This is a genomic window from Faecalibacillus intestinalis, assembly GCF_003024685.1.
Taxonomy (GTDB): Bacteria; Bacillota_I; Bacilli_A; order Erysipelotrichales; family Coprobacillaceae; genus Faecalibacillus; species Faecalibacillus intestinalis.
Map to the genome: position 1 here is coordinate 81,223 of NZ_PYLQ01000007.1, position 23,710 is coordinate 104,932.

Consider the following 23,710-nt stretch of genomic DNA (forward strand, 5'->3'; position numbering starts at 1 on the left):
AACAAATCATAAATCTTATATTTTTCTTTAAAATTATAAAATTAAAACTAAAATTCGCTCATTTAAAATGAGCGAATCAATCTTAATATTCAATTTCTTTTAAATATCTACTTAAAGCATCTTGCCATGTAGGTAATGGTTTAAATCCATTTTCTACAAGTTTTGACTTATCCAATCTACTATTAAATGGTCTAGCAGCTTTAGATAAACCATATTCTTCAGTCGTTACTGGTAAAACTTCTGTAGTATATCCTGCTTGTTTAAAGATTTCTACTGTAAAATCATACCATGAAATATATCCACCTTCATTAGTTGCATGATAATAACCATATTTATCACTTTCAGCCATATCTACTAATAATCGAGCAAGATCATAAGTATATGTTGGTGTTCCAATTTGATCATTAACAACTTTAACTTGTGGATATTTCTTTCCAACATTTAACATTGTTTTAATAAAGTTTTTACCATTAATACCAAATACCCAAGCAATACGAACAATAAAATATTTATCTAAATTAGAAGAAACCGCAAGTTCACCTTCTAATTTAGTTTGTCCATAAACATTTAATGGTTTGTAATCTTTACAATCAGGATCCCAAGGGGTTTCACCTTGCCCATTAAATACATAATCAGTAGAAATATAAATCATTTTACAATCAATTTTCTTACATGTTAAAGCAATATTTTCTGTTCCTTTAGCATTTACTGCTCTCACTTTTTCTACTTTATCGTCATCTTCTGCTAAATCTACAGCTGTCCATGCTGCGCAGTGTACAACAACGTCAGGATTAATTTCTGTAATAATCTTTTCAACATTTTCTTTGTTTGTAATATCTAATTGCACATATTCGTTAAAGTGTTCATTACTTTCAGTAATGTCACTTCCTATAGCTTTATGTCCTCTTTTATTTAATTCATTCATAACGTCATAGCCTAATTGACCATTAACACCTGTTACTAATACTTTCATTAATTTACCTCCCATTATTCTTTATCTAAAACAAAAGCTTTCTTCAAACTTAAATTAGGATTATAGAAACGATCACTATATAACATATAACCCCATTTATCTTTGATATAATCATGTTCTTGTACAAATCGACGATATTTAGCACTATTTGTATCGACTGTATCATCACCTCTAGATTTAGATTCATAATGATATAGTTCTACTTGATTTAAACAAATATTGTAATATCCTTGTTTCAATAACTTTAAGTTGAAATCAACATCATTGAAGGCTACTTGTAGATCTTCTTCTAAACCATTGACTTCTAAATATTTTTCTTTAGAAACCATTAAGCAAGCTGCGGTAACAGCACTGTAGTTAAATGGAACGGATAATCTTCCATAAAAACCAACATCTTCTCTTGGATTATCAATAAAACAATGTTGTGCAATTCCACCAATACCTAAAATAATACCTGCATGTTGAACCGTATTATCAGGATATAACAATTTAGCACCTACTGCCCCAATATGAGGTTGCATTGCATAGCCAACCATTACTTGTAACCAATGTGGTGTAATAATTTCAGTATCATTATTTAATAAAACAATATATTCACCTTTAGCCGCTTCTACAGCTTGATTATTGATTTTAGAATAGTTAAATTCATAATTAGCATCAATAACTCTAAAGTTAGAATATTTATTTTGATATTTTTTAAATAAATCAAAAGTTTCTTTCTTTTCGCTATTGTTATTCATTAAAATAACTTCATAATTTTTATACGTTGTTTTTTCAAATAATGATTTTAAACATTGTTCTGTAATATCTGCATAATCTTTTGTTGGAATAATGATTGAAACCATTGGTTCTGTTTCATATTCATATCTTACTAAATAATAAGGTACTCTTGGATGTACTGTTACTTTTGCTTTAACACCTCTACGCTTTAAAGCATCTTCTACAGCCATTCTACCTTTTTCTACAGCATATCCTTTACTATCAATTGTCGCAGCTGTTGATCCTTCAATCATTCTCCAATGATAAAGAATCTTAGGAATATGATATACACGTTCAGGTGTTGTCTTTTCTAAAAATCTTAAGAAGATATCATAGTCTTGTGCCCCTTCATAGCCTACTCTAAAACCACCGATTTCATCAACAATTGATTTTCTCATGATTTCAAAGTGACAAATATAGTTACTTCCAAGTAATGAATCAGGTGCATAATCTGATTTAAAGTGAGGATCTCTTCTTAATCCTTCCATATCCATTTTATCTTCATCAGTGTAGATAAAATCTAATTCTTTATTTTCATTTAAAGCCGCTACACATTCAGCTAATGCATTTCTAGCAAGTAAATCATCATTATCCATTAAACCAATAAATTCACCGCTAGCAATATTTAAAGCATCGTTTGTTGCTTTAGAAATATGTCCATTTTCTTTACGATGATGTACTTTGATTCTAGAATCTTTCTTTTCATATTCATTTAAAGTATCAATTGTTTCTTGTAAAGTTGAACAATCATTAGATAAACATATTTCAAAGTTTTGATATGTTTGATTTAAAATAGAATCTAAACATTCTGCTAAGTATTTTCTTTCCACATTATAAACTGGTATACAAATTGAAATAAGTGGATTGTAAGAAAATTGAGGATGTTCCTCAAATGGTTTTTCATTTTTTTCTAACCATAAAAGATATTCTTTTTGATTTAAGAAATTATAAACATCTAAAAATTTATTTTTTGTTTTCTTATTTTCTTTAATACGTCTTTTACTTTGTTTTAATCTATTTGGTGTTAAAACAAAATGATATTCCTTAGCTATATATTTAACTTCTTTACCAATAGCATAAGTATTTACTTTTACTTTATTTTTACTTGAGTTTGCTTTAACCAAAATTAATTGAAAAAAAGTTCTTATTTTAGATTTTATTCTTTTAAGTAGGTTATTTTTTCTTACACAAATCAATTCTTTTTGATTATCATGTAATAAATAAACTTTGATTTTAGAATCACTTTTATTTAAAGAAAGTGATAATTCATAATTGTCACTAACTAAATCTGGCAAAAATTTAGCTTTTCTTTCCTTTCCATCAACCACTATTTCAAGTGAATATTTTTGCAAATCACAATTTCCTCTCATGATAAATGTTGGATTAACAATGCCATGTACATGAGCCTCTCTAATATTTATGTAATCTAATGTTTTCATACATATCTCCCTTATATTTCCTCAGCGAATCCTTTTTCTAATTTTCTAAAAATAAACATACCTAACACAAAACAAATAAGCGCCATGACAGCCATGTAGATTACACTAGACATTGCTGGTAACGTATGATACATAAAGAAGTCACGATAAGTGCTTACAATATGTGTAAAAGGATTTAAATAAAGTACCCAACGAATAGCTTCTGGGAACAATTCTGCTGGATATAAAATAGGTGTTCCATAAAATAACATATTAATAACGAATTGGATAATATATTCTGTATCTTGAATATAAACATTAATAGCACTTAATCCAATAACAAGTCCTGCTGTAAGTACAAATTGTATCAATGCAATAAAAGGTACTAATAAAATATGCCAGCTTAATCCAAGTCCACCAAACACACAGAAGATAATAATAATAATACATGCAATAAAAAAGTTAACGAGTCCACTTAATGTAGCTGATATTGGTAATATTTCTCTAGGAAAATATACTTTTTTAACGACACCTGCATTATTTTTAATACTTCCCATTCCAAGTCCCATAACTGTTGTAAAGAAATTCCATGGAATGACTCCACAAATTAGGTATTGTAAATAATTATCAGTTTTAATTCTCATAATATAAGGAAATACAATAGCATAAACAGCTACCATTAGTAACGGATTTAAAAACGACCATAAAATACCTAAAAATGATCCTTTATATTTTCCTCTAATATCTTTTTTTACATTTGTTTTTAATAATTCTCGATAGTCATATAAGTTTTTAAATAATTTCATCTTCTTTTTTCTCCTATATGATATTAACCTTTAAATCTTTTTCAGATATAACTTTATCTTTTTCATCTAATAATTGCACAAGAATAGAATGCTCTCCTAATTTCATTTGATTTACATCTACAAAGTAATCAAATCCACATTCATCATTATTTGTTCCATAGCCACCATATTTTTCTTGATAAGCCATTAAAACATCACTTCTATTTATTTTTCTCATTTCAGTAACCTCTTGATCATCAAAGGTTACTTTTAAACGATCATTTAAACAATCACTCAATGACCATCCAGAAATTGTAAATTGAGCTGTATCTTTTTTAACTTCAGCAAATGATTGAGGAATATCAACAACAACAATACCATGGTAAGTATCTAATGGTTTTTGATATTTTTTCTTAGCTTCTTCTTTATGATCTAATTTAACTTGTTTTAAATATTCATCAATAACATAAGTTGGATCACCATCTAATTTAAATTCACCTTTATAGATCCAAACAGCACGTGTACATAAATCTTTAACTGTATCTAAACTATGTGAAACAATAACAATTGTTTTATCACTATCTCTCAATTCTTTTAATTTATCAAAACATTTATCTTGGAAATGTTGATCTCCAACTGCTAAAATTTCATCAATTAATAAAATTTCTGCATCTACATTAATAGCAATTGAAAAAGCAAGTCTCATATACATTCCAGAAGAATAAGTTCTTACTGGATTATCAATAAATTCTCCTAGTTCTGAAAATTCAATGATATCATCTACTCTTTTTTCAATTTCAGCTTTTGTTAAACCAAAAACTGCTGCATTAAAATAAATATTTTCTCTTCCTGTAAAATCCTCATGAAAACCTGCACCTAATTCAAGTAATGATGTTAATTTTCCTTGAGTTTCAATCGTTCCTTCATTAGGATAAATAATTTTAGTCATTAATTTTAACAAAGTAGACTTACCACTTCCATTAGTTCCAATTAAACAAACAGTCTCACCTTTTCTAATGTCTAAATTTATATTTTTTAATACTGTATGAACTTCTTTTTTATTCTTTTTTGAAAATAAAAGACGTTCTTTTAAAGTATGTGCTTTATCATATTCAGTTTTGAAATATTTTGTCATATTTCTTACTTCAATTGCATTATTAATATCCATAAGCCCTCCATATCATTCGTATTATATCATAATATATTTCTATTTCAAATTTGTAACAAAATAACTCAATTCTTTATTAAATCTCTTAATCTACGATACCATTTTGTCATTTTCCAAGATTTTGAATTGTAAACCATTTGCAATTCATCCTTTAAACTTTTAATTTCCCTATCTTTTGATTCACTATCATTTATAGTATCTTCTAACAATTCTCCATCATTTACATATAAATCATCATAATTAAAATAAATGGTTAATTTTTGTTTGCTTTCAACATTTATTGGAATTAAAATTTGAGGATCTATAGTAGAAAAAATGATTTTATTATTATATTTTTTTCCACCTATAATAGTATAATTGTTTATTTTATCAACTCCTAAAGATATTTCAAACCTATCAATAGTTATTCTTCCTATATCATCTGGATCAAAACGTATCATTTTAATGTTCTTATCTACATCTAATTCTAAAGTAAATGTATTATTATTATTATTTTGATCTAGCAAATATTTTTTTGAAAGCTTATTTTTCTCATTAAAACCATTACCTTCATCAAAAAATATTTCTGCAATCAATTCATTAGTGATATATTGATCAAGGGGAGATATGTTTTTTTGAAATAATTGACCTACTAATTTTCCTGAATCAGATATATTTTCAATTTTAAGAATTTCTTCTAACAATCGTTTTGATGAATTTCCATCTAAATGATTATGAAAAAAAGGCATCATTTCTTTTCTTTTATCTTTATATGTATCATGATTTGCAATAATTAAAGATAAATTTTTTAATAGTTGTGCTTGTGTTTTTACAATTGCTCCTGGCATAAGTAAAGTTGGATCATCTACTATAAATCCCCTATCTTCCTTGTATTTTTCAATATCAGGACATGAAAAAATAATTGGTTTATTTAATAATAAATAATCAACATATATAGATGAATAATCAGTAATTAACCCGTCAAAAGCATCCATTATATGATAAATAGTACATAAATGTTCATTCATAATTTCAGTATTTAAAAAAATAAGTCTTTTAGGTAATTTAAAATCATCTTGCTTATATAATTTATTATCTTCAAAATGGATTTTAGCTACAATATAAATATTATTTTCTTCCAAAAATTCATCTATTTTTTCAACATCATAATCTAAACAATTAAAAATATTATTTTCAAAATGTTCACCTTCATCTTTTAAACCTTTTCTCATTGTAGGAAGATAAAAAAAGAGTTTGCTTTAGGAAATGTCAGTATCTAATAATTCTTGTAATTTTTGTTTTGAATTATTATTAAACATCATATCGTTCCGAGGATATCCCGTCTCTTTCACTTTATGGGGATCTACTGAAAACATTCCACTAAGTGTAATGTGCGAAAATCTTGAAGTTGCTGTAATTAAATCTGTTTGTGTTGTTATAACCTTTAATCCTTTCACATAAGTTTCACTTGCTGCTGCACTATCAAAAAATCCAATAACCTTTAAAGGAAAACCATGCCAAGCAGCAATATGAATCTGTCCAATTCTTTTATTATAGGCAAAATCAAAAGATGAAGTGATTAAATAATGGGCTTTATCAATGATTTCTCTTGCCTCTCTAGATCCCTCTAACACACACTTTATTTCCTTTCGGTTTAATAATTCAAACATCACCTTATCTTTTATGACCTAACATGTATCATAACTAGTATTTATGTTAATATACTCCCAAAATCCTCTAGGATTATCTGCAAAATCAGGACTTGATCCAAATACCATTAAATTATTTTCAATATTCATCTTTCCACATCCTTATCTTAATAGCTAAATTTAATATTCTACTTATAAAAATAGCAGGTAGTCTTATCTTTATAATAACACTACCCACAATCTTTATAAACTATTCTAAAAATAATTTCAGCAATTAAAACTAAAAACTATAAAAAATATACATATTTATAACAAGATTATTTTATTTCAGCAATGAATCCTATGTTATTAACATATTTTTTTTCAAAAGAATCAAAATAATTTGAATTTTCTAAATATACCGGACTGTCATAAAAAACCAATATATACTTACTATTTATTTTTCTAATTTTCTCATTAAAACTTTTAAAATTCATATTATAAAAATCCCAATCACTAAAATCCTGCATAGTAATATCTTGAAACCAAAAATTATCTTCATAACGAACAGCACCAGGTATACATGTTTCATCCGCCAAATCAATAAAATTATACACCCATTGATATAAGTCTATTCTTTGTTCATCGTACGCAGGTAAAAATAAATATGTATTATTAAATTTCACTATATCTACATAATGTTGCGAACGTACTTCAGATAAAATATTTGGATTTTTATTTTGAAGTCGAGTTTCTATATTATTAGCAAAAATTGCAAACAACAAAATCCACATTCCCCAAACAGAACATGATAAAATTTTAGTTTCATTCTTTGTATATAAAAACCCTTCATAATTCAATAACATAATTACAAGCCAAATTGGATAATACATCTTATAATAATAATAAGTAGAGGCTTTGCCTTTTAAAACCATTATAAATATGATAATAGAAAAAACAACTAATAATGGAGTTAAAATCTCTAATAAAACATTTTCCTTTTTTCTAATAATCATTAAATATCCTAAAATTGCAACAGAAATAAAGAAAATAAAATTTGAAAATAATTCTCTATAGCATCCACCTTCATTGTTTATTGCATTTGCAACGGTTACTCCATTCGTAAAAATGCTTCCATAAACAAAATATAGTCCTAATATACAGGGAACAAGGAATATTGCACAAGATGTTAAAATTGTACCCTTCGAAAATAAACACTTAGCCTTTGATTGTTTAAAAAACACACATAAAATTACAGCAAAATATAGTACTGGCACAAATAATACATATGTTTCAAAGACACCAAAACATGTTAACATTAATAATAAAATACAAAATTTTATAGATATTTCATTTTTCATATAAAACTCCATTAATAAAATAATGATACCTATAATCGTAATACTCATTCCTAAATATGTAAACCCAAATAATGTAACATTCAACGGATAAGTTATTACATATATTCCTGAAAGTAAAACACCTATAATTTTTTCAAATGAACTGCTAATTTTATGTCTAATAACACAGTAAAACATTGCTGCTGCTAATCCTAAATTTAAAATATCAGCTAGCACATATAATTTATAAAAAGCTGATGGAGATACAAAAACACCTAAAAATTCAATAAATAACGCATTCCAAACCATGTCATAAAACATCCCATCAACTTTTTGAAAATTTATAGTATAAAGAGCATTTTTAAAATGAACTCCCGCATCAATTGAAGCATAATTTATTCTCAAAGACATACCAGAATAATGTATTTTTGTAAAATAAATTAATCCTAACAACAATAATACAATAAAGATTAAATCTACTAACTCAAATTTATAATGTTGAATATCTTTATACTTAATAATTATATACCAGAAAAAAATTGAAGATATTAAATCAACAACACCTATAGATATAACATTAATTGGAATGCAAAGTACCTGAAATATTCCAGAAATCAATGTGTGATAACAACTTAAAACTATTATTAAAATTATTATCCATTGTAAAGCAAATAATTGTTTTTTACTTTTTTTCCAAAAAAATACACTCAAAAACAAAGATCCTGCACCTATTAAAAATATAAGAGATGCAATTATTGAACAATTCACTCTCTTCCCTCCCTTTTTATGCTAATCAAACAAAATAGAATGCAAATAATTATTTCAATCAAAATACACAAAAATATAAAATTTCAATTACATAAAATATCGAACTATATTAATCAATACAAATAAATGAATAAAAATAATTATTATCGATATGATGAAATTGGCACGTTTTTTTGACAACTTCTTTGGTGGAATTAATGCAATCAATAATAATATAACAACAGGAATAAAATATCTTCCTTGTACACCCTCAGTGACGTATTGGCCAACTGGAGTCCACTGAAAATTCATTCCTAGAATAACTAACATAAACACAAAAAGCGATAAAAATACTAACCATATTCTATTAGATAACTTAAACTTCTTATTTTTTGTTTCCTCAAATAAAATCGGTGTCCCAAATAATAAGCCATAGTAACCATAAAAAGAAACTCGATTCAATGGTATAGCTAAAACTCCTAACATCCCAATAAATGATTTTACATAAAAATCAAATTTATTACTTAAAGTTTCTACATACATATAAAATACGTTTTTAGGATTTGATAATAAAAATTTGATCTGAGCAGATTGATTTACATTATTTACTTTCACATAATTATCTAACGACTCTATTGTCTGTGCATTTACTTTTAATAATGATGTACAATAATATGATGTAAAAATAAGCAATACCATCAAAATACATATTGCATATTGATTAATAGTCATTCTCTTTAATTTATCAAATAATAAAAAGTAAATTCCAAATATTGGTAAATAAATATATTTAGCTAAAAAAACAATACCAATCAATGTAAAAACAATTATTATATCTATAGTTTCTATTTTGTCACTATTAAATTTCATTTTAAGGAAATATGCAATAGCTAATAAACAGATTGTATTAATTAATGAATCAGATGAAAATGACATTTCCTGTTGAATGAGCATTGGATTGAAAAAATACACAAAAAATACCCACTTTCCAAAAGGAATAATTTTTAAAATATTATAACCTATAATTATAAAAATCAACAAATTCATCATTCTTCCACAGTAGAATCCAAAATATACAGATAAATGTAAGATCCTTGTTATAAATAAAGGAATTGCAGAAAAAATATATAAGATAAAATGATATGAACACGCATTTTGATATAATGTTAATGATTTATAATTATCAAATTGAAAAATAGCTGGCAATATATCATTGTAATTTCTTATTTCTGTTACTAAATATTTTGTAGTTATTTTTACATCTCTTATAAACGAAAAATTAAATTGCGACGTTAGGTATGCTTTAGCAAAATGAACAGGTTCATCTGGTACACTTCCTGGAAGAATAAGAAATGTAAAACATAAACCTATTGGTATAATAAATAATCCAAAAATATAAGCAACATTGTCTTTAAATTTTATAAAAGCAATGAAAATTGCAAATATAAATAATGCAATTAAATATATATCTATCAAAAATAATATTGGATTAATTAACACCTCATAATACCAAGAACAAAACACCTTTAACGTCAACAGTAATAGTCCTAAAAAAGCTAGCCATTCTATAATATAAAAATTTACCTTTTTTATTTTAAATAACTCATCTATTTTTTTCACAACACCTTGATCTTTGTAATTACAGCATAATATTAATAATATTACAAAAATTTCAATCATAGAAAAAAATGCGATTTTTTTACTCTCATATCTTTCATTTATGCCTATAATTCCTGTTAATAAAACATTATCATTAGATTCATTATTTATTTTTAAACTTCCATCATGATAAGTACAGCTATAAATACTTAAGTCATCATTGTTACTGTGCACTTTCACATCTAAAGAAAATCTATCACATTTACTATACCGATTACTTTCTATATTTAAATTATACTTAATTTTTTCTGGTACTATATTAATCGTATCACTATATATTTGTTTACCTTTTTCATCTTTTAATGATACATCTATAAAAGAATCACCTTGTACCGTTTGTATTATCATTTGTAATTGATTAATTGATAAAGAATTAATCCATATTTTTTGCGATAATTTATCCCCATCTTGTAACGAAATTTTTTGAAAAACATCATTTTTTTCTATAATATTTTTCAAATCATTACCATCACTATATGTTAAAATTTGAGATGTTCCCTCATCAATGCCATTATAAGAAGAAACTGTCTCTATTTGCTTTTTGTTCAATTCAACACAAACAAACACCTGTGTAATTATTAATAACATTATGCAAAAAAAATACTTATAACGTTTTATTTTTCCTACTATATTTTTCATTAGTTAGCTCCTCAAATTAAATATTTATCACTAAGTATTATTACTGTTTTCTGCTTTTACATAAAATCTATTTAATAATTTTGAAATACATTCAGGCCAAAACTTTTTAAACATAATCATATCTTCTTTTGTTCTAATACGTTCACCTATAATTTCAGTTGTTGTTGATTCTTCATGAACACGATGTCCCATTAAACATTCCTTGACAAAAGTAAACTTTCCGTTTTCTTTTGATAATTTTTCCCAAGCAAACCAATCAACATCACAAACAAAATTGCATTTAAAGATATCTTGTGTATGTATATTTGATGTTACAAATGTTACAGCAGGACAACATATTGCATTTCCAAATCTTAATACAAGTCTTTTTCCAAATCTCGTTTTTGATAATAAATTAATTCTTATAGGACTTAGTAAAATTCTTTTTATTTTTAAATTTAAATTTGAATAAACATTTTTATTTTCTCTAATCTCATAATAATCAGAAAATATAATTGATGATGTAGGATATTTTTTATACTTATTAACTATCTGATATGAATATTCATAATCATATATATCATCTTGATGTGCGATTGTTACTAGCTTGGTCATTCCACATGAAATAGCATAGTCAAAATCATAGCCTATACCTTTCCCTGGGTTAGGATTTATATTTACTTTTAAGTGATATTTATTAGCAAGACTATATATGTATTCATTTGGTGTAGATGTAGCAATTACAACATTACTTTTATACTTTTGATTTAAAACAGATTTTATACACTCTTCTAAATACTTTGACTCCTTATATGCTAAAACAACATAAGTATGCATTTGAAAATTCCTCCCATTTTATCTATTTTTTTTACCATTACCTTTCATTTCTTCAACTTCTTTTTTCAATAATGAGATTTCCTGAATTAAAAGTACATTTTTTTTACTTAACCCTGTTATAATTACAGTTAATGACATAATCAAAAATAAAATTAAAACTAAAATAAACCCTATTATTAAATTTGAAATTGTTTGAAAGCCAAACAATTGTGCAAACTTAATAAACAAATTTGGTAATAAAGCCAATAAAGCAATAGCAATAGCTGGTATAAACCATATTATAGCAAACTTAACATTAATTTTATTTTTTCTAAGCGTTACTAATGTGACAATTATCAAGAGGAATGCCACCAAAAGCAATGAAATAGTTAATTTAGAATTATCCATTTTTTCTTTTCCCCCTCAATCCAAAAACTAATAGTGATAAAATAACGTTAATCATGTAATAAGCATTTTTCCAAGCTCTAATCGATGATACGCCACCCTCTCTTTCTCTCATTGCTACAGGGACCTCTTTTACATTATATCCTTTTAATATCAGATCCATATTTGTTAATGGTTCCGGATATTCAACTGGATAGTCTTGCGCAAACATTTTTATTATTTTTTTATTAGCTGCTCTAAAACCAGAAGTCACATCATAAATTCTTTTTTTGGTAATTAAGTGTATTGTGGATGAAATAATTTTTATTCCTATTCTTCTCGCAGCACTGGACTTAAATTCACTAGCATTTTCTGTCACGAATCTTGATCCTATAACAAAATCTGATTTTTCATTAATAATAGGATCAATAATATTTTTTGCATATTCAATATTATGTTGACCATCTCCATCATATTGAATAGCTATATCATAATTATATTCATATGCATATTTATACCCTGTCTGCACTGCACCACCAATTCCTAAATTATGAACCAATGAAATAACTGGTATATCATTTCCTTTACATATTTTTAAGGTGCTATCAGTTGAACAATCATCTATAACCAAAATATCATAATTAGTTTTATATTTTGAATTATATTCATAAATTTCTTTACAAGTTTTTAAAATACTTGCTTCTTCATTATACGCCGGAATAATGATTAATATTTTCTCATTCATAACAATCTCCTTTACTAGCTCTTTTTTCTATGTTTAATCATAATTGGAATTAAAGTATCCATTATTTTATATCTTAACATAGGAAAAGGCTTCATAACTGTATTAAATAGATTAAATGCTTTAAAATAATTTTCCCATCCTAATTCTAATGGTGTATTAGCCCAAGGAGTTTTATTCCAATAAAACATATATTCATTAGTATATGTATGCTTATTTCCAACCCTCCATGGTCTTTCTTCTCCAAGAAAATGAATGATAATGGGATTATTACATTGCACTTGATAATCTTCTTTGGAAATAAATTTTGTTGGTTTCATCATCTTAACCAACGCTTTATAATTATAAAATCTATAGCTATTACAGAAATTATAACTTATTGGTATTTGTAATATATAATCTTTTAACGCACCATTTATAGCACATTGATCATTAGCAAATAATCTGCCTTGATGTTCCTTATAGAAATTTAAAACTATCTTACCTGCATTCATTTCTTTCCATTTTTCCATATTTATTAGCAAAACCCCCGCATTATAATACGGCTTTGTTAGTTCTAAACTTATCGCTTTTTTTCTTTCACTATTTGCAGTTGGCTCTACTGCTGCACCAATTACATAATTACTAAGATCTATAGACCATAAATCATGTAAACTTCCTCTTACCATTGTATCACCATCTAAATAGATAATCTTATCTACATCATTAGGTAACAAACGATCAAAAAACAATCTAGCTAAGACAATATCATTCCAACTACTTGTATCAAAATCAAAATCTATATAATCTTTTACATTCGATAATTCTATTATACATATTTTTTTTCCGTATTTTTCCACATATCTTGTTAATGCGTCTTTATTATCATCAGTAATTCCTTTAGACACAACATAAAAACAAACATCCTCTTCTTTATTATTTTCACATATAGAACATATTCCTGTAGCTAATTGGGGCACAAACTTGTTATCAACTGTATAAACTATATTCATCTTTTTAATACCTCCTAAAAGTTAACATTTGCCTAATAGAAATAAAATTCTTAAAGCAATTTCCCCACCTAATGTTATCTTTAATTTTTTCGGATAAAATAATTTTTTTATTTTATTAGAAAAAGATTTATTTTCATTTGCAAATAAACTTAATACACTAGCTGTTTCATCATTAAAATCATTTATATATGCTTTTTTAAAATAGCATAGACTTTGATGCCACTTTTTCATTTCATCACCACATATTTCAGTAGTCCACCATCTTTTTACAGATGCTAATTTAGATTTATTTCCTGATGTCACAGCAGATTCATGTCTTCTAAATTTTGCTAAAACTGTTTTATTAGGAACAATTTTCCCTATTGACGTTGCTATCCATTGACACCATATATCATGTGCTAAATTCTTTCCAATAATATAATCAAAATCCAAACTATCTACCAAGGCTCTATTTATCATTTGTGTAAATCCAGGAGCATATGTATAATAAATCCCCCTTTCAAAAGAATAGTTGTTTAAAATATTTTCACCGCTTCTTAAATATTCCATATTTTGATTATAATAATCAAATGCACAATATGTCATCGCTGGTATAGTAGAATCAACTTTTTCTAGGCACTTAACTGATGATTCTATTTTTTCAGGTAGCCAGTAGTCATCTTGATCACAAAAACAATAATATTTTGCACGTGGAACATTTTTTAATATTTCCCAAAAACAATCCGGATAACCTAAATTTCTTCCACAAGAATCCACCTTAATAAAATTAATTCCATTGATTGATTTCCCACAATATTCATTAATAATATCCATTGTCTTATCTGTTGAATTGTCATCTCTTATATATACATCAATATTTTTATATGTTTGATTTATCAAACTATCTAATTGATCTCTTAAATACTTTTCCCCATTGTATGATGCTAATAAAACAATTACTTTTTCCATAATTTCTCCTAATCTTCACTTTTTACTAATTTTGAATATTCATATAAAAAATAAATAGTATACAATATTACATGCAATACCATCGTACTAGTATATCCGATTGTCGCGCCGTGTATTCCAAATGTGCTAATAAACAAATAACTTATTATAACGCTAAAAATTGCATCTATTAAATATATAATTAATTGCATCCCATTTCTACGCATCGTAATTAGTGCTGTAGAAAAAACACCTGCAATCGCATATAAAATTGCACCAAATATAATTATTATTAAATCTAATACATAAGCATTTAAATCAATAGCATAAACAATTCCTAAAATTGGAATACCTACAGTTGCTGCTCCTAACTCTACAATAATTCCTAAAACAACTAATATTCCCAATATCTTAAAAATAATATTCTTGAATTCTTTATATTTTTTTTGATTGTAACATTCAACAACATTTGTAAGTAAAGGTGCCATTATATATTGACCACATAAACTCATAACAGTGCCAGGCATAACAATTATACTAAATATTGTTTGAAATCTATTATCTAGCAATATATCAATCACGTATTTTGGAACATTAACAATATAAACAGCTAAAAAAGAAAAAGCAAAAACTGAAAATCCTTTTTTGAATAAACCAAATATTTTATTCCATCTAATTTTTTGAAATTTATTCAAATACTTTTTAGATTTTTTTATATCATATAAAAAAACAAATAAAAAGCTATTTATATTAAGTGCAACACATGAAACTATTATGTCTTTTGTTAAAAAATCAATAACAAAAAAAATGATAATACCAACTAATGATTTGAAAAACAATGATTTCCCTACTATATATAATTCATCATTTTTTTGTAAAAAACCATAAAAAGTTTCGCTCATAGCTTCAAATAACTTATATAAACAAAGTAATATAATGATAACATTTTTCTCTAAAGAATACTTTTGAACAATTATAAATACAATTGCTATTAAAAACATCATAGTACATGTAATATATTTATGCACTAAGTACTCATAATTATTTAAATTTTCATTTATATCTGAAACTTGATATGTCCTACCAGCGTATATTCCTACAATAAATAATAAACAAGCAATAGAAAATGCAAAACTAAAAATTCCAGCTATTTCTACCCCATTTACCCTATTAATAATTATCAAAAAAAATAAAGAATTAAAAGAGTTAATAGTAATACCTAAAGTATTCCATATTGCATTTAATTTAAGATTTTTTTCCATTAAACATCCTTTAAAAATATACAGTTATTAAACACATAGTATATTTTACCCTTTCTATAATATTGAAAAATATTTATACATTTAATATTTTACCATTTTTTTATTATATTCGCAAAAAAGCATATAAATTGGATAATATAATTATAAATAACAAGTATTTATTAAACTTCTAATAGTTAATACTACTAAAAAACACGGAAAAACGTTTATATATTTATAAATGTTTTCTTTTAAACAAATTTTTTTATTATTAATAATTATAATAATGGTATAAATAATTGGTATAAAATACCTTCCTTGAACTCCTTCAATGTGATCATACCCTAATGGCGTCCAATAAATGCACATTGATAATAGTACTAAAAAGAAAACTATAGAATTTATACATATAAACAATATTCTCATTCTACCATCTATTTTATTTTCTTCTTTCTTTAATGCACTAATCAATAATAACAATCCCCAACATTTAAATAATTCAAACGGTAATTTAACAGTAAACCAACTTAAATCTTGTCCTAAACATGAATAATAATACCATTCTAATTTAAGATTTATAGTATTTATAAATAGTGCTATTCCTTCTATTGGGTGCGTAATTAGCCAGCCAATTGAATAACCTTCTGTCCCACTCCAAGAAATAATATGCTTAGAAACAGCAGTAGACTCTACAACTTCTTTAGATGATGTACTTCCGAATGAAACAAAATTAAGCAATAATATTAAAATTGAAATACTCAATACTAAAATAATCTTATGTTTTCTTTCTAAATGAACATTACCATTTATATTATCAAATTTAGATAATATTGGAACTAAAAGTAAAAATGAATAAATAGCACTTTTAATACTTAATAACAGTACCGCTGCAAATAAATATTTTATATATTCATCATACCGTACATCTTCGCTATGATAAACGAAGAATAAACCATATGCCAAACAAAAAAATGCTGAAGCATTTAAAATTGCATCATAAGATAAAGACATCATTTGTTGGGAACACATAGGAAGAATAGATATCATAAACAATAGTTGTTTTCCAATAGGAATTTTCTTTATAGAAAAATATGTAAGCCAGATGTAAAAAAATAAATTAAACAACCTAGCAATATATAGAGTAGGTGTAGCTCCAAAATGCATAATTCTTGCGAAAATAGTGCCTATAACTGCCGGAAAATACCAAAATATTTGCTTCCAATTTGCTGAATCTTCATCTATTGTTACATATTCACCATTATCCTCACCTGAAAGTAAATGTGTATAACTATAATCATAACTTTCTTGATTTGGAGCTTGTGGTAAATGCTCATAAATATATTTTTCTTCTCCTCTTAATGTTGTCTTATCTTTTTCAACACCCATAATTTGACTTGCAAGTGAATACGTAAGCCTCATGTGCGTTGCTTCATCAGGAACCATACCTGGAATCATAATTAATGAGTAAATTATACTTATCGGTATCATAACTATTAAAAATAATTTTTCTAATTTGTAATCTTTTTTTGATAAGATATAATTTATTCCCACAAACAGACAAATTGAAATAACTACAAAAAAGAAAAAAATCATCTTTTGTATTGAAGATACTGATTGTCCATGTGTTATTACACAACTTTTAAAAAAATACACAAGTATAAATATTATCAATACATTACATATTATCTTAAAAATTTTATCAATCTTATTATTTTCTTCAACATCTTGTTGAAGAGTATTGTTTTCTTCCAAAATCTCATCTTTTTGGTTATCATATTTATTAAATACAAATTTTTGTTTTGCGTGTTTCATTCATCTACACATCCTTCAATAAAAAAGCTTGATAATATCATCAAGAACTTATCACATTATCTAGGTATTATCAATAAAAAAAGGCTATTTGCTAATATTGTTTTATTATTTTCTTCCAAAATAATTATAAATTAGCATAAGCCTTTACTCAATTACGCATATTTTTCATCTTACTATCTATTTTTATATATATATTCGCCGTTCCAATAACAAACAATAACAAATAATATGGTGAATATAGAAATAGATATCTTGCACGTGCTTCAAACAATAACAAGAATAATGTTATCCCGATTATAGTTAAATTAATAACTAATAACTCATGATTTCTAATTTTAAATATCGAAAATATACTCATAAACAATATTAAGAGCCATATAGATTGTAAATAACTTTCAAAATATTTATAATATTCTCCATTATTATAATACATCTTTTTCAAAAATATTGATTTATTTTCGCTAATAGTTTTTTGATAAAAATTTCCTTCTATCCCCCATGCAAATGATCCATCATCATAATTTATAAGCGATTTATCAATCAATAATTGCAAATATCCGTTGACTCCATATTGATTTAACCTTTTCTTTATTTCTTTAATATTCGCTGTTTTTTTATTATCAATTCCTTTAAAAGAAGTAGTATACTCCACATCTTCATAAAGAAATACACCCTTCATTTTTTCATTCATCCCCATCATCATGAAATGTGTCATAGGCATCTCAACATCAATATTTCGCTCATAACCTAAAAAAGACTTTGAAAAATTATTGATTATTCCAAATAATAATACCGATAAAACAATAGCAATTATACTTTTAAACAAAATATCTAATTTTAATTTTTTATTACCAAACAAATAGCTCCATATTTTTATAATAGCAATAGCTATAATTGAAATAATAACTGTCGGTTTAATTTTATAACCTATTAACGATATTAATACTAGCACAAATATATATACATATTGATCCAAGTTTTCCTTATTAAAGAAAATATATAAAACACTTGTGGTAAAAAACATTGCATATGTATCTGAATAAGGAATTACAATCCATGGAGAAAACATTAAAAATAATGTGCTTATAAATACAAATAAAACACACATATGCTTATTTTTGGATATTTTTCCTATAATTTTTATCATCATGATAATAGAAAGATTTACTGAAAGTGCACTCACTATAGACATTAATAAATGCGAATCTATACTACATATATATGCTATTTTAGAAATGATAACAAAGATGAACAACAAAAATAAATTATTTGGATAAATTTGTAAATATGTATTAAAACTATTTCCTTGATTTAATTTGATTCCCTCCATCAATTGATCTGTTGCTACTCTTAGCTGCGCAACATCCCACCCTGATAGGAAAAAAATTTTATTAATTATATATATTTGTAAAATAAATGTAACAAAAAAATAAATCAATAACAAAATATTACATTGTTTTTTAGTTAATTTGTCTACATATTTTTTTATAAATTTATTGTATATTACTACTAAGATAGCAAATACTACTATTCCTATAATTAATAATTTAATATTAGAAAACAAAAATTTCTTTTTGCAAGGAAATTCTCTCCTATTTGCTACAAATAAATTAATAAAAAGTATACCCGCCATCATAACACCAAATAATATAGCTATAAAATTATAAAATATTGGATATATTTTTTTTGTTGACTTCATATATCTAAACTATCCCTCCAAAAATACATGTCTTGATATAAAATTCCATATCATAACAGTTCCAGTAGATACTACTTTAGCAAATAAATAATAAATATTTACCATATCAACAAGAACATACATCATAACTTGATTAATTCCTAATCCTATAATCGCAGTAATAAAGAATCCTGTCATTTCTTTTGTTTTTGACATTTCTTTTTTATCAACAAAAACATATTTAATACTTAAAACATAATTAAATAACAGTGATATTGTAAACGCAATGCCTGATGCTATTATTACGTCTACATTAAAAAATTCTTTTAAAACAATCAACAATATATATTCAATAGCTGTAGCAAAAACTCCAACCAATCCGAAATTAATAATTTTTTTAATCATTTTCTTTACCTACTGATTTAGATTCTAATAAAACATCTATATTATATCTTGGTCTTTCTTTTACCTCTACATAAGTTTTACCTATATATTGTCCAATTACTCCTATTGAAAGCAACTGAACTCCTCCTAAAAACCATATAGAAATCATCAATGATGACCACCCACTTACTGTATTTCCTAAAAAGTGACCTATTAATGTATATATCATTGCACATATTGAAATAAATACAACTAATATTCCAATCCAACTAATCATTGTAATTGGTTTAACACTGAATGACGTAATTCCATCAAATGCAAAACTTAACATTTTCTTTAATGGATATTTTGATTCTCCCGCCATTCTTTCTTTTCTAGCATAATAAACACAAGATGTATTATATCCAATTAATGGTACCATTCCTCTTAAAAATAAATTTCTTTCTTTATAATTGCCTAATTGTTCTACTGCTCTTGCACTCATCAACCTAAAATCAGCATGATTATAAACACTTTTAACACCCATTACAGTCATTAATTTATAAAAACTTTGTGCTGTAAATCGTTTAAAAAATGAATCTGAGGTTCTATCATTTCTTACACCATAAACAATATCATTTCCCTTATTAAATTCATCAATCATGTTTTCTATAACATTGATATCATCTTGTAAATCAGCATCAATTGAAATTGTTGCATCCACATTCTTATATGCTGTCATTAATCCTGCATATAATGCATTTTGATGACCTACATTAGCAGCCAAATTTAAACCTGCAACCCATTTTTCTTGTTCATTGAATTTTGAAATAAGATTCCATGTCTGATCCTTACTTCCGTCATTTACAAATAATATATAACTTTCCTCATCAATTTTTCCTTTTTTATGTAATTGATCAAATAATTCACATAATTGTTTTGTTGTATCTTCTAATACTTCTTCTTCATTATAACAAGGTACTACTAACGCTAATTTCATTTTTTCACTTCCTTATTAATATTACTTTTACCAAGCTGATTATAAGTCACTTAATCTTTATAGTCAAACTCTTATTTATTATGAATATTATATAATCAAAAAAAAGATGCAAATAATATATATTTCAAATACATATTAATTACATCTTTTATATTTAGATATTTGGATCAGTTGGATCCCATCTTTGATTTGCTGGTATTTTGGGAGCACTCGGTTTACTTAATGGATCTGCACCACTAACAATATCAACTCTTGTTCCTAAACCACAGTTATCGTAAATCCATTTAGCATCTCTACACATCAATCTAACGCAACCATGCGAACAAGTTGTTCCAAGTTTATTAAATTCACTCGTTTGTAATGTATATGGATTTCGTTGATCGTATGGTAATGAATGAAATAATATACCATTTACAATTCTGGTGCAGTATTGCCCATAGCTTGGACCCACTAAATATCTCCATCTGTATTTTACAGGTGTATAATATGTTCCATATGGTGTATCATTGCCTGTTGAACAAACAAATCTTTTATAGGCAATATTATAATCGCCTGTACCATTAGCTGCTAATACGGTTACAACATTTGTTGATTTATTTACTCGTAGTACATATGAGCTTTTCATACCTAACAATCCTTGAGCATCTTCATATAATGTTCCATTTGCATCTTTACATACTTTAAATCCATTTTTATCTTCAAACGTTATGCATGATAAATGAGAAATACCTGGATTGGTAATATTTTTAGGATATAGTTTTATTTGAATTGATTCAATTCTATAGCCTCCACCAGTTGTACCAGCTATTCTATCATTACATGTCCATCCTAGCCAACCAAAATCTTGACATTGAACCCTATAGAAAACATCATAATAATTACTAATTTCTCCTGTAAGTCTTATTTTAATAGCTTCTATTCTTTTTGATTGTCCTATTGTACCTGAAATAGAATCATTACTAGAATAATTCATCCAGCCATAATCTTGTACATGTGTACTATATTCAATATTTCCTTCATAGGAATTATCACCTAATTTGATTTTTAAAGCCTCTAATCTCAACCCTTGCCCTACAGTTCCACTTGTATTACCATTATTAACATAATTTTGCCATCCAATATTTTGTACATGTGAACTATATTCCACTTTTCCTTGTTCAACAAAAGGTCTAGAAATATCTCCAGGCGCATTTTCACCTTTTTCAACTAAACATATTTGAATTGCTTCTACTCTTAATTCAAGTCCTTCAGTACCTGCTTTAGAATCATTGCAAGTCCAAGACATCCATCCTAAATCTTGTGCATGTACTCTATAATAGACATCGTAATAATTGCTTATTTCCCCAGTGAGTTTGATTTTTATAGCTTCTACCCTTTTGGATTGACCTGATGTTCCACTTATAGAACCATTCTTTCGATAAGATTGCCATCCTATATCTTGAATATGAGTACTATATTCTACATTACCACTATATGGTAAATTACATAATGAAACCTTTAATGCTTCTACTCTTTTGGATTGACCTGAAGTTCCACTTGTTTTTCCATCTCCAATATTAGATAACCACCCATAGTCTTGTACATGTGTTGAGTAATAAATATATCCAGGATAAATAAATGGATTTTGCGTGTTTTCAGGTATTTGGTCACCTTTTTTTATTAATTTAATTTCTATACCTTCTAATCGTTTACCATAAGTTTCACTACCAGCGCTTGTTCCATTACAAGCCCAATCAAGCCATCCATTATCTTGAATATGTACTCTATAATACACATCATAATAATTTGCTATATCTCCTACTAGCTTAATCTTAATAGCTTCTAATCTTTTTGATTTTCCTTCTGTTCCACTTAATTGATCATCTGATACAAAACTGGTCCATCCAATATCTTGAATATGAGTTGCATATTCAATGGATCCTTCGTAACTTCCTAAATCCAACTTCATTTTAATAGCTTCTAGTCTCTTTGATTTGCCAACAGTTCCAGAAACGCCCTCACTTATATAATTACTCCATCCGTAATCTTGTACATGTGTTTTATACATTATTTTTGGTGTAATTACTTCCTCTGGTGAATTTGTTGTAACTTGATTAGTTATTTCATCGTTCCCTTCAGTAGTATTAATTTCACTGTTTTCATTATCATCTACTATTTCAGTATTCTCATTTTGATCTACATCTTGTAAATCATCTTCATTTATAGAAGAATCATTTGTATTATCTTCTACTACTTCATTGGAAGAATTTTCTATCTGATTTGTTTCAAAAGCTTTTACATTTAAAATAGTACTGAAAATCAATAGCAAAGAAACTATAATGCTTAATGTCTTTTTCACATTCTCACCTCCCTAACTTAAGTTTACAACATTTATTAACATATAAAAAGGTAAATATTTGGTCGTTCAGTATCTAAAACTGTTGTTTAGTACTGTTGCCTATTATTTACCTTTTGGTTATTTATCTTTTATAGAAGCAATTACTTGTACTTCCTGGTGCACTGCTTCCTTTTTTTACAAGTTGGATTTGGATTGCTTCAAGTCTATATGAATATCCTTCCGTTCCTGCACTCTCTCCATTCTTTGCCCAGCCTAGCCAGCCAAATTCTTGTGAATGTACTCTATAGTAGATGTCATATTGTTTTGCCATCTCTCCTGTTAGCTTGATTCTTATCGCTTCTAG

The 23,710-nt window shown here is 26.2% G+C and carries 17 protein-coding genes and 2 pseudogenes; all 19 read right to left on the bottom strand.

Going from position 1 to position 23,710, the window contains the following annotated elements; translation table 11 throughout:
- Positions 1-82: 82 nt before the first annotated feature.
- Positions 83-973, bottom strand: a complete 891-nt coding sequence (rfbD, locus tag C7U54_RS06895; protein ID WP_107029772.1) for a dTDP-4-dehydrorhamnose reductase — start codon at positions 971-973, stop codon at positions 83-85.
- A 14-nt stretch (positions 974-987) separates the two neighbouring features.
- Positions 988-3,171 (bottom strand): glycosyltransferase family 2 protein, encoded by a 2,184-nt coding sequence (locus tag C7U54_RS06900; RefSeq protein ID WP_227352124.1) that lies wholly within the window; start codon positions 3,169-3,171, stop codon positions 988-990.
- Between the two features lie 11 nt (positions 3,172-3,182).
- The gene (locus C7U54_RS06905) at positions 3,183-3,956 is read right to left on the bottom strand and encodes an ABC transporter permease (RefSeq protein ID WP_107029773.1); all 774 of its coding nucleotides are present in this window, start codon (positions 3,954-3,956) and stop codon (positions 3,183-3,185) included.
- 13 nt (positions 3,957-3,969) lie between these two features.
- A complete protein-coding gene (locus C7U54_RS06910; protein ID WP_107029774.1) occupies positions 3,970-5,103 on the bottom strand; it encodes an ABC transporter ATP-binding protein in 1,134 nt (377 codons plus the stop codon).
- 65 nt (positions 5,104-5,168) lie between these two features.
- Positions 5,169-6,752: pseudogene (locus C7U54_RS06915) on the bottom strand (CDP-glycerol glycerophosphotransferase family protein).
- A gap of 296 nt (positions 6,753-7,048) precedes the next feature.
- Positions 7,049-8,818 carry a hypothetical protein gene (locus C7U54_RS06925; RefSeq protein WP_107029777.1) on the bottom strand — a complete coding sequence of 590 codons (1,770 nt, stop codon included), beginning with the start codon at positions 8,816-8,818 and terminating at the stop codon, positions 7,049-7,051.
- Between the two features lie 87 nt (positions 8,819-8,905).
- Positions 8,906-11,095: a DUF2142 domain-containing protein gene (locus tag C7U54_RS06930; protein ID WP_107029778.1), complete on the bottom strand. Its 2,190-nt coding sequence runs from the start codon at positions 11,093-11,095 to the stop codon at positions 8,906-8,908.
- Between the two features lie 30 nt (positions 11,096-11,125).
- Positions 11,126-11,911 carry a glycosyltransferase family 2 protein gene (locus C7U54_RS06935; RefSeq protein WP_107029779.1) on the bottom strand — a complete coding sequence of 262 codons (786 nt, stop codon included), beginning with the start codon at positions 11,909-11,911 and terminating at the stop codon, positions 11,126-11,128.
- A gap of 18 nt (positions 11,912-11,929) precedes the next feature.
- Positions 11,930-12,298, bottom strand: coding sequence for a DUF2304 domain-containing protein (locus tag C7U54_RS06940; RefSeq protein WP_107029780.1), 369 nt, complete (start codon positions 12,296-12,298; stop codon positions 11,930-11,932).
- A complete protein-coding gene (locus C7U54_RS06945) occupies positions 12,291-13,019 on the bottom strand; it encodes a glycosyltransferase family 2 protein (protein WP_107029781.1) in 729 nt (242 codons plus the stop codon). The genes C7U54_RS06940 and C7U54_RS06945 overlap by 8 nt, the downstream gene beginning before the upstream one ends.
- Before the next feature lie 14 nt (positions 13,020-13,033).
- The gene (locus C7U54_RS06950) at positions 13,034-14,008 is read right to left on the bottom strand and encodes a glycosyltransferase family 8 protein (protein ID WP_107029782.1); all 975 of its coding nucleotides are present in this window, start codon (positions 14,006-14,008) and stop codon (positions 13,034-13,036) included.
- A gap of 21 nt (positions 14,009-14,029) precedes the next feature.
- Entirely contained in the window at positions 14,030-14,956 is a 927-nt protein-coding gene (locus tag C7U54_RS06955; RefSeq protein WP_107029783.1) for a glycosyltransferase, read from the bottom strand.
- Positions 14,957-14,964: 8 nt separating this feature from the next.
- Positions 14,965-16,197 (bottom strand): lipopolysaccharide biosynthesis protein, encoded by a 1,233-nt coding sequence (locus C7U54_RS06960; protein WP_107029784.1) that lies wholly within the window; start codon positions 16,195-16,197, stop codon positions 14,965-14,967.
- A gap of 141 nt (positions 16,198-16,338) precedes the next feature.
- Entirely contained in the window at positions 16,339-17,988 is a 1,650-nt protein-coding gene (locus C7U54_RS06965; protein ID WP_107029785.1) for a DUF2142 domain-containing protein, read from the bottom strand.
- A 148-nt stretch (positions 17,989-18,136) separates the two neighbouring features.
- Complete coding sequence (locus C7U54_RS06970; protein ID WP_107029786.1) at positions 18,137-19,687, bottom strand: glycosyltransferase family protein; 1,551 nt, start codon at positions 19,685-19,687, stop codon at positions 18,137-18,139.
- 9 nt (positions 19,688-19,696) lie between these two features.
- A complete protein-coding gene (locus C7U54_RS06975) occupies positions 19,697-20,071 on the bottom strand; it encodes a GtrA family protein (protein WP_107029787.1) in 375 nt (124 codons plus the stop codon).
- Positions 20,064-21,029, bottom strand: coding sequence for a glycosyltransferase family 2 protein (locus C7U54_RS06980; RefSeq protein ID WP_107029788.1), 966 nt, complete (start codon positions 21,027-21,029; stop codon positions 20,064-20,066). The genes C7U54_RS06975 and C7U54_RS06980 overlap by 8 nt, the downstream gene beginning before the upstream one ends.
- Positions 21,030-21,183: 154 nt before the next feature.
- Positions 21,184-23,367, bottom strand: a complete 2,184-nt coding sequence (locus tag C7U54_RS06985) for a L,D-transpeptidase family protein (RefSeq protein WP_107029789.1) — start codon at positions 23,365-23,367, stop codon at positions 21,184-21,186.
- 121 nt (positions 23,368-23,488) lie between these two features.
- Positions 23,489-23,710 (bottom strand): annotated as a pseudogene (locus C7U54_RS06990) (hypothetical protein); the annotation flags it as partial.